This window comes from Tsukamurella paurometabola DSM 20162, from assembly GCF_000092225.1.
Lineage (GTDB): Bacteria > Actinomycetota > Actinomycetes > Mycobacteriales > Mycobacteriaceae > Tsukamurella > Tsukamurella paurometabola.
In genome coordinates, this window is record NC_014158.1 from 2609784 (window position 1) to 2622213 (window position 12430).

Sequence of the window (12430 nt, forward strand, 5' to 3'; positions counted from 1 at the left end):
GGTGTCAACACCGCGTGTAGATTATCCCCATGACCACGACGAGCACGTATCACCACGGCGACCTTCCCGGCGCCCTCGTCACCGCCGCCGTCGAGCTGCTCGACGAGGAGGGCGGGGCCGGCGATCTGTCGCTGCGCGCCGTGGCCCGGCGGGCCGGGGTGTCGACCGCCGCGCCGTACCGCCATTTTCCCGACCGGAACGCATTGATCTCCGCCGTCGCGGCGGTCGGCTACCGTGAGCTGGCCGCCACGCTGGCGGAGGCGAGCCCGGCGCCGTCATCGCCAGACGACCTTGCCGACATCGGCGTGGCCTACGTGAACTTCGCGCTGCACCGCACGGGTCTGTTCCGGGCCATGTTCGCCGAGCCCTGCGGCACCGACCCGGATCGCGTCGAAGCGGTCGACGCGATCACCGCGTACCTCCATCACATCGTCGCCCAAGCATTGCCGTCCGAGGACGTGGACGCGACGGCCACCGCTGTGTGGGCGCTGGTGCACGGACTCGCCTTCCTGCACCTCGACGGCAAACTCGACTCCTCATCTCCTGCGGAGGTCGACCGCCGCGTCCGGTCGACGGTGCGCGCCGCCCTCGTCCCCCGTGGCTGATCAGCCCCGACATGCATGAGGCCCTAGGGGCCTCCCAAATCACCGCTCGAGAGTCGACGGACTCAACCGACCATTGAATCAGGAACGCGAAGGTCCGGATGTTCGTAGACGTCGGCAATCGCCATGGGGTCGTCAATGGTGCAGGCCTCGGCGACCTTGTCGAGCAGGGAATCGTAGTCGCGTCCTGACTTTCCCTCGTATGCCTCGGTCATTCTTCCCCACTCATCCCAGGGGAGCATCTCCACCTTGTTCACAGCAGCAAGGTCTTTCACCGCGTTACCGCGAATCTCGGCTGGCCCCCAGTTCTCAGTGCCGTGGACGCCGAAGCGCGAGGCATCGACCTCTCCTCGTCGGAATGCCATCCAAGCTTCGCATCCCGTAAGAAACTGCCCCTGCCTAAGGTCTTCGGGGTGCTCCACGATCGCCGTACCAAGGATTTCCGGATCCATGCGAACCCATCGACGTCCATTGCCAGGCCGATACTCGATAATCCAGTGGTCAACGGCCCGGCGGTGTGCGAAATAGGTCGCGAAGCCGCACCGAACCCTGGACTCAACTCCCCGATACCGCAGCAGGGCGCACGCCAGCACAGCGAAGTGTCGGCATGTCCCGACTACCTGGCGGCCCGGTGCTCGCTGCTCATTGAGCGGCCGTGGGTCGAGGTCGACTAATCGATGTGCCAGTCGCGCAGCTGGTCGAATGTGGTTATCGGCTAGGCGTACGTGAGGAAGATCGAGGGCTAGTGGATCGGTGGGCTGAACGAACATGGTGTGGACAGGACTACAGATTGCGAGCGGTTCGGAACCTACTCCTTCAAGAAACTCAGCAGGTACCGAATCCAGATCAGTCAGGGGCCCCGGCAGACGGTAGTCGAGCGTCACGCCTGCGAGCATAGGCATTGGTGAGCGATCCCGTCAGCGCGCTGCGAAGTCCGTCAGGCCCGGGCCGTCGAGCTCGGCGAGGTAGGCGTCGCGGCCGGTCAGGGCCATGATCAAGGCGATCGTCGGCCCGCTCACCTCCGGCCCATCACCGAGTGTGAAGTCACCGTCGGTCGCGCGCAGCCGCAGGCCACGGGCACGAGTGGCAGAGGGCAGCATCAGATCCGAGTTCGCGTAGAACGCAGCGACGCGGTCGAGCGCATCGGCGGGATACGGGCGGACTATTCCGAGTGGACGGCGGATGTCCTCGCCGTGCACGATCGACTCCCCCAGCATCGCGATCACGGGGATCGGTGCCTTGGTGCGGCTGGTCTGAACGTCACGGAACCGCCGGAGGGTGTCAGCGGGATCGTCGCCGAGCCGCTTCGCGAGTCGCTGCGCGACGTTGGCATCGAAATCGAAGCGGTTGCGCAGGACGCCGGCGAACCAGACGACGGGATTGTCGGAGGCACCGGCGGTGGGTGGGCGAGCACCTCGCGCACCGTCATCCCGGTGCACAGCGAAGCGGTGGCCCAACGGTCTTCGGTGAGGTCGGCCAGATCATCGGCCAGGGCGGCGCGCTCGGCGAAGATCAGCGGCCAGATCAGACGATCGTCTGCGCCCATGTCGCTACAGCCCGAGCAGGTGACCGACGGTCGGATAGTTGAGGATCGAGTCCACCGACAGCGCGCAGAACAGCACGGCCAGATAGTTGTTCGACTGCAGGAACACCTTGAGCGGCTTGATCTCTTGACCGGCCTTGGTCTGATTGTACAACTTGTGCACCGCGTAGAGGAACCACGCACCGCACAGGGCTGCGGCCACGGCGTACACCACTCCGGCCGCCGGAATCAGTACCAGCGTGGTGATCACGGTGGCCCAGGTGTACCAGACCATCTGCCGCGCGACGGTGGTCTCCGGTGCGACCACCGGCAGCATCGGTACGCCCGCGGCCTTGTAGTCCTCGCGGTAGCGCATCGCCAGTGCCCAGGTATGCGGGGGCGTCCAGAAGAAGATCACCAGGAAGAGCACGATCGCCGGCCACTGGATCGTCCCGGTGGCGGCGGCCCAGCCCACGAGGGTGGGCATGCACCCTGCGGCGCCGCCCCACACCACGTTCTGCGACGTACGGCGCTTGAGCAGCATCGTGTAGACGAACAGGTAGAACGCGATGGTCACCAGGACCAACGAGGCGGCGAGCAGGTTGGTGGTCAGGCTCAGCCACGCGAACGATGCGGCGGCGAGCGCGATGCCGAAGATCAGGGCGTGCCGAGTGGGCACCGCCTGGCGCGCGAGCGGCCGGCGCTCGGTGCGCTTCATCTTCTTGTCGATATCGGCATCGGCGACCATGTTCAGGGTGTTCGCCGAGGCTGCACCGAGCCAGCCGCCGAACAGCGTGGACAGGATCAGGCCCAGGTTCACGTGGCCGCGGTCCGCGAGCAGCATCACGGGGATGGTGGCCACCAGAAGCAGCTCGATCACCTTGGGCTTGGTCAGCGCGATGTAGGCGAGGACCGTCTGCAGCGCGCGACCGGCGAAGGTCTTCGGGACGGCCACGGCCTCGGCGCGAGCGCTGGGGGTGTTGGTCCCGTGCCCGCCCTTGAAAACCATCGGCACCCGATCTCTCCTGACACGCCCGGGGCTGAACCGGGCTCGCTGCACGCGGCGCGCGCCTTCCACACCGATCACGACCGTTCGCCGGATCGACTACTACAGGCCATGGTAGTCCTCCGGGTCTGGCTGACCGAATCGAGGCGGGGAGGCGGGCCGTTTCCGCAGACCGTGCAGCACCGCCGAGTAGGGTTCACACTGAACGTGAAGAACTACTCATGCGCGGCGCGACCAAGAACTCACGCCGCGTGTGCGGAAGAGTTCACGCTCAGCGTGAGCAGGGCGCTCGAACCGCGCCGCGGAGCCGTGCTCATCGCACCTGTTGGACCCGTACGCCCGCGATCAGGAGAACCCGCCCGCCGTGACCAGCACCGCCGAGATCCAAGCCCTCACCACCCCGCATCACCCCGCCGACTGGACCGATCTCGACACACGTGCGGTGGACACCGCCCGAGTGCTGGCGGCCGACGCGGTGCAGAAGGTCGGCAACGGCCACCCGGGTACCGCCATGAGCCTCGCTCCCCTGGCCTACACCCTCTTCCAGAAGGTGATGGTGCACGACCCGTCGGACACGCACTGGATCGGCCGGGACCGGTTCGTGCTCTCCTGCGGCCACTCCAGTCTCACGCTGTACCTCCAGCTCTACTTGGGCGGCTTCGGCCTGGAACTGAGCGACATCGAGGCATTGCGCACCGAAGGGTCCCTGACCCCGGGCCATCCCGAGTACGGGCACACCAAGGGCGTCGAGATCACCACCGGTCCGCTCGGCCAGGGCCTGGCCTCCGCCGTCGGCATGGCGATGGCCTCGCGGTACGAGCGCGGCCTGTTCGACCCGGAGACCGCGCCGGGACAGAGTCCGTTCGACCACTTCATCTACGTGATCGCCTCCGACGGCGACATCGAAGAGGGCGTCACCTCCGAGGCCAGTTCCCTCGCCGGTACCCAGCAGCTGGGCAACCTGATCCTGTTCTACGACGACAACAAGATCTCCATCGAACACAACACCGACATCGCGCTGTCGGAAGACGTCGCGAAGCGCTACGAGGCGTACGGCTGGCACGTGCAGTACGTCGAGGGCGGCGAGAACGTCACCGCGATCGAGGAGGCCACCGCGGCCGCCAAGGCCGTCACCGACAAGCCCTCGATCATCATCGTGCGCACCATCATCGGCTTCCCCGCCCCGAACAAGATGAACACGGGCGGCGTGCACGGCTCGGCGCTCGGCGCCGACGAAGTGGCCGCGGTGAAGGAGATCCTCGGCTTCGACCCGGCGAAGAGCTTCGACGTGGACCCCGAGGTCATCGCGCACTCCCGTGAGTTGGTCAAGCGCGGCCAGGCCGAGCACGAGGCGTGGAACGCGAAGTTCGACGCCTGGGCCTCCGCCAACCCGGAGCGCAAGGCGCTGCTCGACCGGCTCGAGGCCGGCACGCTCCCCGAGGGCTGGGACGCCGAACTCCCCACGTGGGGCGTCGACGACAAGGCCATCGCGACCCGCGCCGCATCGGGCGCCTTCCTCGCGGCAGCCGGCCAGACCCTGCCCGAGCTGTGGGGCGGCTCCGCCGACCTCGCCGGGTCGAACAACACCACGATCAAGGGCGCCGACTCCTTCGGCCCGCCGTCGATCTCGACCGACGACTGGAACGCGCAGCCCTACGGCCGCACCCTGCACTTCGGCATCCGCGAGCACGCCATGGGCTCGATCCTCAACGGCATCGTGTTGCACGGACCCACCCGTCCGTACGGGGGCACGTTCTTGCAGTTCGCCGACTACATGCGTCCCGCGGTTCGCCTCGCCGCTCTCATGGACATCGATCCGATCTACGTGTGGACGCACGACTCGGTCGGTCTCGGTGAGGACGGTCCGACGCACCAGCCGGTCGAACACCTCGCTGCACTGCGCGCCATCCCGGGCTTGAACGTGGTGCGTCCGGCCGATGCGAACGAGACCGTCGCCGCGTGGAAGGCCACTCTCGAGCGCACCGGCGGAAACGGCCCCACCGGCCTGATCCTCACCCGCCAGGGCGTGCCGATCCTGCCCGGCACCTCCGCCGAGGGCGTCGCCCGCGGCGCTTACGTCCTCAAGGAAGCCGATGGCGGCACGCCGGACGTGATCATCATCGGCACCGGGTCCGAGGTGCAGCTGGCCCTCCAGGGCGCGGAGCTGCTCGCCGCGAAGGGCATCAAGGCGCGCGTCGTCTCGATGCCCTCGGTGGAGTGGTTCCACGCCCAGGACCAGGCCTACCAGGACAGTGTGCTGCCTCCGTCGGTCAAGGCGCGGGTCGCGGTCGAGGCGGGCATTGCACAGTCGTGGTGGCGCATCGTCGGCGGTTTCGGCGAGGTGCTCTCGCTGGAGCACTTCGGCGAGTCCGCCTCGGACAAGGTCCTGTTCGCTAAGTACGGATTCACCGGCGAGAACGTGGCCCAGAAGGCCGAGCAGTCCCTCGCCAACCTGAAGGGATAGGCACATGACGCAGAACCCCCATCTGGCAGCGCTGTACGAGGCCGGCGTCTCGGTGTGGCTCGACGACTTGTCGCGCAGCCTCATCCAGACCGGAAAGCTCAAGGAGCTCACGGAGACCGACTCGGTCACCGGTGTCACCACCAATCCGGCCATCTTCCAGGCGGCGCTGTCCAAGGGCACCGAGTACGACGCCCAGGTCGGCGAGCTCGCCGCCCGCGGCGCGGATGTCGATCAGACGATCCGCACGGTGACCACCGACGACGTGCGTGCCGCGTGCGACGTGCTGGCGCCGGTCTTCGAGCGGACCGGAGGCCTCGACGGCCGGGTCTCGATCGAGGTCGATCCCCGTCTGGCCCATGACACCGACGGCACCGTCGCCCAGGCCATCGAGTTGTGGAAGATCGTCGACCGGCCGAACACCCTGATCAAGATCCCGGCCACCATGGCGGGCCTGCCCGCGATCAGTCGCGTTCTCGCCGAGGGCATCTCGGTGAATGTGACGCTGATCTTCTCGGTCGAGCGACACCGCCAGGTGATGGATGCTTACCTGGAAGGCATCGAGGCGGCCGCGAAGAACGGCCACGACGTCTCGAAGATCTACAGTGTCGCCTCGTTCTTCGTGTCCCGCGTGGATACCGAGATCGACAAGCGGCTCGACGCGATCGGCACCGACGAGGCACTGGCCCTGCGTGGTCAGGCCGGCCTCGCCAACGCCCGCTTGGCGTACGCCGCCTACGAGGAGGTCTTCGGTGGCGCTCGGTTCGCCAACATCGAGGGCGCGAACGTCCAGCGGCCGCTGTGGGCATCGACCGGTGTGAAGAACCCGGCCTATTCGGACGTGCTGTACGTGGCAGGCCTGATCGCTCCGAATACCGTGAACACCATGCCCGGCGCCACCATGGCGGCGTTCGCCGATCACGGCGAGGTCGTCGACGGCACGATCATCGGCCAGGCCGAGGATTCGCTGCAGGTGTTCGAGAACCTGCAGGGCGTGGGAGTAGACCTCTCGGACGTCTTCGATCAGCTCGAGACCGAGGGCGTGGAGAAGTTCGAGCAAGCGTGGCAGCAGTTGCTGGACGCGACAGCGGAGCAGCTCAAGGCCGGGGCCTAACCGCCGGATGACCTGGACGAACCCGCTTCGCGATCCGCGAGACCGCCGGCTCCCGCGGATCGCGGGGCCGTCCGCGCTGGTGATCTTCGGTGTGACCGGCGATTTGGCGCGCCGCAAACTGATGCCCGCCGTGTACGACCTCGCTAATCGGGGCCTGCTTCCGCCCGGCTTCGCGCTGGTCGGCTTCGCCCGGCGGTCGTGGAGCCACGAGGACTTCAGTGAGATCGTCCGCGATGCCGTGAAGCAGAACTCGCGCACGGGATTCCGTCAAGAAGTGTGGGATCGGCTGGCGGAGGGCATCCGATTCGTCCAGGGCGAGTTCGGCGACGACACGGCGTTCGACCGGCTCGCCGAAACGCTGCGCGATCTCGACGAGACCCGCGGCACCGACGGCAATCACGCGTTCTACCTGTCCGTTCCGCCGGATGCCTTCCCCACCGTCTGCGAGCAGCTCAAGCGGTCCGGGCTGGCCGACGGTGCGGGACCGGAGAATCCGGAGGGCGGCTGGCGTCGGGTGGTGATCGAGAAGCCGTTCGGCCACGACCTGGAGTCGGCGAAGCAGCTCAATGCCGTGGTGAACGAGGTCTTCCCGGAGCAGTCCGTGTTCCGCATCGACCACTATCTCGGCAAGGAGACGGTGCAGAACATCCTGGCCCTGCGCTTCGCGAATCAGCTCTTCGAGCCGATGTGGAACAGCCACTACGTGGATCACGTGCAGATCACCATGGCCGAGGACATCGGCCTCGGAGGTCGAGCCGGCTACTACGACGGCATCGGCGCCGCTCGCGATGTGATCCAGAATCATCTGCTGCAGTTGATGGCGCTGGTCGCGATGGAGGAGCCCACCAGTTTCCGCCCCTCGGAGCTGCAGTCGGAGAAGATCAAGGTGCTCTCCGCCGCATCGCTCGTGGAGCCCCTCGACGAGACGACGGCCCGTGGTCAGTACGGGCCCGGATGGCAGGGAAGCGAGAAAGTCGTGGGCCTCCTGCAGGAGGACGGCTTCAGCCACACTTCCACCACGGAGACCTATGCGGCGATCACCGTCGAGATCGCGTCCCGGCGATGGGCGGGAGTCCCGTTCTACCTGCGTACCGGTAAACGGCTGGGGCGCCGCGTCACCGAGATCGCGCTGGTGTTCAAGCGCGCACCTCATCTGCCCTTCGACGACACGATGACCGAGGAACTCGGGCACAACGCCCTCGTCATCCGGGTGCAGCCCGACGAAGGAGTCACACTCAGGTTCGGTTCGAAGGTCCCCGGCGCCTCGATGGAGGTGCGTGATGTGAACATGGACTTCAGCTACGGCGAGGCCTTCACCGTGGCGTCCCCCGAGGCCTACGAGCGGCTCATCCTCGATGTGCTGCTCGGCGAGCCGTCCCTGTTCCCGGTGAACGAAGAGGTCGAATTGTCCTGGCGGATACTCGATCCCGCGTTGGAGCATTGGGCCGCGAACGGGCATCCGGAGGAGTACGAATCCGGCACCTGGGGTCCCAGCTCCGCCGACGCGATGCTGGAGCGCACCGGAAGGACGTGGCGCCGACCATGATTCTCGATCTCCCGGATACCTCGACGCAGGAGGTCTCCAAGAGCCTGGTGCGGTTGCGCGAGTCCGGCGGCGCGATCGCCCTGGGACGTGTCCTGACGCTGATCATCTCGGCCGAGGAAGGCGAGTCCACGGAGAGCGCCATCGAGGCGACCAACTCCGCTTCGCGCGAGCATCCGTGCCGGGTGATCGTTCTGGCGCGCGGATCACGTTCGGAAGACACCCGCCTTGATGCGCAGATCCGCGTCGGCGGCGACGCCGGTGCCTCCGAAGTGGTATTGCTGCGCTTGTACGGCGAGATGGCCGATCACGGTGCTTCCGTCGTGGTCCCGTTCCTGCTCCCGGATACTCCCGTGGTCGCGTGGTGGCCCGGATCGGCGCCCGCGATCCCGGCGGAGGATCGCCTCGGCAAGCTCGCGTCGCGCCGGATCACCGATGCCACGTCTGCGGCCGACGGCGTCGGGGCGCTCCGGGAACGGCTGGAGGGCTATCGTCCCGGAGACTCCGACCTGACCTGGTCGCGAATCACGCCGTGGCGGGCCCTGCTCGCCTCGGCTCTCGATCAGCCGCCCTACGAGAAGGTCACGTCCGCCGAGGTCACCGGTCCCGCCTCGAGTGCGGCCACCGATCTGTTAGCGGGCTGGCTTCATGCCCAGTTGGGGGTCCCGGTGTCCCGGCGGATCGGCGGTTTCGGGGTACGCCTCAACCGCCCCGGAGGCCCGCTCGCGCTGGAGTTCGACCAGAATTCGACTGCGGTACTCACCCGCACCGGACAGCCGGACGGCCGGGTCGCGGTGCGTCGGCGCGATGTCGCGGCTTGCCTCGCCGAGGAACTACGCCGCCTGGACGATGATGTGATCTACGAAAAGGCGCTGGCCGGCGTGGCCGGCGTTGATCGAACGGAGGTGTCCGAGTGACGGATTCGACCACGACGGTGCGCAGGTTCGACGATGCGGCAGCGCTCGTCACCGCCGCAGCCGATGATGTGGCGACGGTGATCGCACAGGCGCAGGCCGAGCGCGGCTTCGCATCGATCGTGCTCACCGGCGGTAGCAATGGCAATGGTGTCGCCGCAGCACTGCGCGACCGCGAGATCGACTGGGCGAACGTGGACATCTTCTTCGGGGACGAGAGGTTCGTCGCAGACCGCAGCGCCGATCGCAACGAACTGCAGACGCGGGGACTCCTGCTCGATCATGTGCCGATCGACCCCGACAACGTGTACCGCTATCCCGCCGCCGACGAGTTCAGCGGCGACGCGACGCTCGCCGCCCAGGTGTACGCGCAGCGCCTGGCGCAGAACGCGACCCGGCGCGGCAATGCCGTCCCGGCCGGCGACGGCGTGGTGCCGCAGTTCGATGTGCACCTCCTGGGCATGGGCGGCGAGGGCCACATCAATTCACTGTTCCCACATACGGATGCGGTGCGTGAGCGGAAGCTTCCTGTGGTGCCCGTACACGATTCGCCCAAGCCTCCCCCGAACCGGCTCACGCTGACGTTGCCCGCGGTCGCGGCGGCCCGGCGGGTGTGGCTGCTGGTCTCCGGCGCCGAGAAGGCGGAGGCAGTGGCCGCGGGCGTCGGCGGAGCCGATCCGGATGACTGGCCGTGCGCAGGGGCGCACGGATCCGAGGAAACGGTCTGGTACCTGGATCCGGCCGCCGCATCGCAGTTGCCCTGACCGCAGTCTAGGACTGTTCGAGAACGATCGTCGGGATGCCGAGGGCGGGATCCTTGATCGTGGCCACTCGGGTTCCCGGCTTGGCGCCGCGCCGGACCTCGCTGACGGTGACTCCCTGGTCGGTGAGTCGAGCGGACGTGGCATCGGCATCAGTCGTGCGCCAGGCGATGCCCCACAGTGCATCGGGGCCGGACGGGTCGACATCGTCGCCCTCGGCGAGTACCACCTCGACCAGCAGATCGCCGCGCCGGAAGAACAGTTGATGCACGCCCCAGCTCTGCACCCGATCGAGTCGGAGGTCGAAATCGAGTCGTCCGCACAGGGTCGCGATGATCCGGTCGCTGTTCGGTGACGTCAGCACCACATGGTCGACCCCGATGATCTCCGCCCCCGGAGTCGATCCTGGCGCCGTCGGACCGACGAGTCCGAGCGCGAGTCCATCAGCGACACCGGCGAATCCGCCGTCGACGGCGGTGATGTGCAGGCCGCGCCGTTCGATGAGTCGCGCAGCGGCAGCGGCGTCGTCCGTGGCGACGAGTATCCCGGAAGCACCCGCCCACGACGGCGCTTCGACCGCGATGTCGATACCGCCCGCGGTGTAGCGGTCCGCCGGTTCGGTGCCGAGTAGCCGCGCGTGGGCCGCACTCGCCTCCGGCGGGACGTCGAGGATCGCCAGGTCGCGCGTGGATGTGGAGGTCACTCCGCCATCCTGCCGCATCACCTCGCCGGGGGCGCCGACGCGGCACTCGCCGCCATACCGTCACCCGCAACCTTGAGCGCGCTGCCAATGCCGGTAATCCCCCATTCCCTCGCCGATGCGGTGACGGGCGAACTCCCGGCGACCGTGGTGGCGGCGTTCACGGCCCCCTGCCAGTCGACGCTGTTGGTGGCCGCTCGCAACGCTCGTGTCGCGGAGGTCAGGTCGGACATCTTCGTTGCCATGGTCTTGAGCTTCGCCCCTAGTTTCTGCAGCAGCGAGGAGAATCGCTGCGCAGTGACGGCGGCCCGATACAGCACGCTGTTCGTGGCGGTGACGACGGAGGCGCCCGCGGTCGGTACCGATGCCGCTGCTCCTGCGGCCACCGTGGCGACGACCCAGACACACAGTTTCGACAGCTCGTCACGGATGGTGTTGCGCACCTCGACGACGAAGGAGCCAGCCGCCGCAAGGCCGCCTGCGCTCTTCGCCGCGGACCGACTCATCGCGTCACTGATGGTGGCGAGCGACTCGGTCGCCTTGCGGTAGGCGTCACCGGCGTCCCCGCTCCACCCGTCGGTGGTGACCGCGGCGGCAGCGCGCACGTCGTCACCGACGGTGACGAGCGCTTCGCCGACCTTCTCCTTCCATTCCTTGCTGACTCTGTCGATGTCTTCGGGGTTCCCCGAGACTGCATCCAGGGCGTCTTTGAGGAATGGAACGTGTTCGATGACCCACCCGACCCCGGAAGCGGCGAAGTAGCCGATCGGGTCCTGTGCCGCCGAGTAGATCTCGCTTCCCACGCCGAATGCTGCCGCGGCGGCACCCCCGGTCAGTTCGCCGTCGAGCGCCTCCGCCGCGGCGTTGACCAGATCGACGCCCTGCTCGGCCACCGGAATTCCGGCGACGCCGCCCGCGACGGTCTCGAATCCGCTCTCGCCGCCGCTCACGACCCCGCCCGGGTCACTTCGGCCGCACCGGACCGGTCCGTCGAAACGTAGTGGCTGATCGTGTAGCGGAATGCGGACACGTTCTTCTGGAGGTCGTCCCTGTGGTTGTTGATGGATTCCTCGGTGCCGGCCAACATCTCGTTGACGATCGAGGCGAACCACCCGAATGCGGCGCCGTAGTCACCGTCGCCCACCCGCAGCGATGCCGCCTTCCCGACTGCTTCCACCTGGCTGGCGATGCGGGCGAGCTTCGTGGCATGTGCCTCCAGCGCAGCCGGGTCGAGACACAGGTCGTCGCTCATCGCGCCGCCTCCCCCGTGGATGGATCCGTGTACTGATCCCAGAAGTCCAGGTCCGGATAGAACTCGGTAGCGATCGAGTGGACCTCCCTGGCCGCAGCCTTCTCGGCCAGGGAGGCCGCCGTCATGATCTCCGCGCTGAGAGCCTCCCCCGAGAGCTCCCCTGCGCGACCCGCGATCACTACCCCCGTGAGCCGTCCCCCCAGACCGACGGTGACGCGCACATCCCCCCGTGCACTCGTCCCTGTGCCCTGTACCCGGGCCAGGAGCTCACGAACCTCGACGGCCTGATCGAGCACAGCATTCGCTTGCGCCGCGTCCGACCAGACCTGCGGTGTCGTATCCAACTCGTTCCCCCGATCTCGTTGGTTTCTTCCGCATCAATTAGACGCACCGGGTCCGCGAACGGTTCCAACTTTCTGTTCTCGCAGGTAGACGACCTGCGAGAGGGGCGGAAGGCCACCGTTCCGGCGAACGACACCGCGACGACACCGCGTACGGCGAGCCGACCCTACTTGTCAGACCTCAGTGAGAAGATGACCTATGAGGCGGCTCCAC

13 protein-coding genes and 2 pseudogenes are annotated in these 12430 nt (G+C 67.4%); 6 read left to right on the forward strand and 9 right to left on the reverse strand.

The window, feature by feature from the left end:
* Positions 1–29 precede the first annotated feature (29 nt).
* A complete protein-coding gene (locus tag TPAU_RS12595; protein WP_013127141.1) occupies positions 30–605 on the forward strand; it encodes a TetR/AcrR family transcriptional regulator in 576 nt (191 codons plus the stop codon).
* Positions 606–667: 62 nt separating this feature from the next.
* On the opposite strand, the gene TPAU_RS23545 is transcribed toward TPAU_RS12595, so the two are convergent.
* The 5 genes and pseudogenes from TPAU_RS23545 to TPAU_RS12610 all read right to left on the reverse strand — a co-directional run bounded on the left by TPAU_RS23545 (position 668) and on the right by TPAU_RS12610 (position 3133).
* Positions 668–1054 carry a hypothetical protein gene (locus TPAU_RS23545; RefSeq protein WP_245537956.1) on the reverse strand — a complete coding sequence of 129 codons (387 nt, stop codon included), beginning with the start codon at positions 1052–1054 and terminating at the stop codon, positions 668–670.
* A 3-nt stretch (positions 1055–1057) separates the two neighbouring features.
* Positions 1058–1504: pseudogene (locus TPAU_RS23550) on the reverse strand (transglutaminase domain-containing protein); the annotation flags it as partial.
* Positions 1505–1519: 15 nt separating this feature from the next.
* Positions 1520–2041: a maleylpyruvate isomerase mycothiol-dependent enzyme family protein gene (locus TPAU_RS12605; RefSeq protein ID WP_013127143.1), complete on the reverse strand. Its 522-nt coding sequence runs from the start codon at positions 2039–2041 to the stop codon at positions 1520–1522.
* A gap of 11 nt (positions 2042–2052) precedes the next feature.
* A pseudogene (locus TPAU_RS23840) lies at positions 2053–2148 on the reverse strand (maleylpyruvate isomerase family mycothiol-dependent enzyme); the annotation flags it as partial.
* A gap of 4 nt (positions 2149–2152) precedes the next feature.
* The gene (locus TPAU_RS12610) at positions 2153–3133 is read right to left on the reverse strand and encodes a heme o synthase (RefSeq protein WP_041944418.1); all 981 of its coding nucleotides are present in this window, start codon (positions 3131–3133) and stop codon (positions 2153–2155) included.
* A 361-nt stretch (positions 3134–3494) separates the two neighbouring features.
* On the opposite strand from TPAU_RS12610, the gene tkt reads away from it, so the two are divergent.
* From tkt to pgl, 5 genes are read left to right on the forward strand one after another with little or no spacing between them, the layout of a single operon-like run.
* Complete coding sequence (gene tkt / locus TPAU_RS12615) at positions 3495–5594, forward strand: transketolase (protein ID WP_013127145.1); 2100 nt, start codon at positions 3495–3497, stop codon at positions 5592–5594.
* A 4-nt stretch (positions 5595–5598) separates the two neighbouring features.
* A complete protein-coding gene (gene tal, locus TPAU_RS12620) occupies positions 5599–6705 on the forward strand; it encodes a transaldolase (protein WP_013127146.1) in 1107 nt (368 codons plus the stop codon).
* Between the two features lie 7 nt (positions 6706–6712).
* Positions 6713–8251: a glucose-6-phosphate dehydrogenase gene (gene zwf / locus TPAU_RS12625; RefSeq protein WP_013127147.1), complete on the forward strand. Its 1539-nt coding sequence runs from the start codon at positions 6713–6715 to the stop codon at positions 8249–8251.
* Positions 8248–9165 carry a glucose-6-phosphate dehydrogenase assembly protein OpcA gene (locus TPAU_RS12630; RefSeq protein ID WP_013127148.1) on the forward strand — a complete coding sequence of 306 codons (918 nt, stop codon included), beginning with the start codon at positions 8248–8250 and terminating at the stop codon, positions 9163–9165. Before zwf ends, TPAU_RS12630 begins: the two co-directional genes overlap by 4 nt.
* Positions 9162–9926, forward strand: a complete 765-nt coding sequence (gene pgl, locus TPAU_RS12635; RefSeq protein ID WP_013127149.1) for a 6-phosphogluconolactonase — start codon at positions 9162–9164, stop codon at positions 9924–9926. The genes TPAU_RS12630 and pgl overlap by 4 nt, the downstream gene beginning before the upstream one ends.
* Positions 9927–9933: 7 nt before the next feature.
* Here the strand turns inward: pgl and TPAU_RS12640 are convergent, their stop codons facing one another.
* Genes TPAU_RS12640 through TPAU_RS12655 form a run of 4 tightly spaced genes read right to left on the reverse strand, consistent with a single transcriptional unit; the run spans position 9934 to position 12219 of the window.
* On the reverse strand, positions 9934–10626 hold the full coding sequence (locus tag TPAU_RS12640; RefSeq protein ID WP_013127150.1) for a VOC family protein: 693 nt from the start codon (positions 10624–10626) through the stop codon (positions 9934–9936).
* Positions 10627–10643: 17 nt separating this feature from the next.
* Positions 10644–11573 carry a WXG100 family type VII secretion target gene (locus TPAU_RS12645; protein WP_013127151.1) on the reverse strand — a complete coding sequence of 310 codons (930 nt, stop codon included), beginning with the start codon at positions 11571–11573 and terminating at the stop codon, positions 10644–10646.
* Positions 11570–11875, reverse strand: a complete 306-nt coding sequence (locus TPAU_RS12650; RefSeq protein WP_013127152.1) for a type VII secretion target — start codon at positions 11873–11875, stop codon at positions 11570–11572. The genes TPAU_RS12645 and TPAU_RS12650 overlap by 4 nt, the downstream gene beginning before the upstream one ends.
* Positions 11872–12219, reverse strand: a complete 348-nt coding sequence (locus tag TPAU_RS12655) for a YbaB/EbfC family nucleoid-associated protein (protein ID WP_083773842.1) — start codon at positions 12217–12219, stop codon at positions 11872–11874. Before TPAU_RS12655 ends, TPAU_RS12650 begins: the two co-directional genes overlap by 4 nt.
* Positions 12220–12430 lie beyond the last annotated feature (211 nt).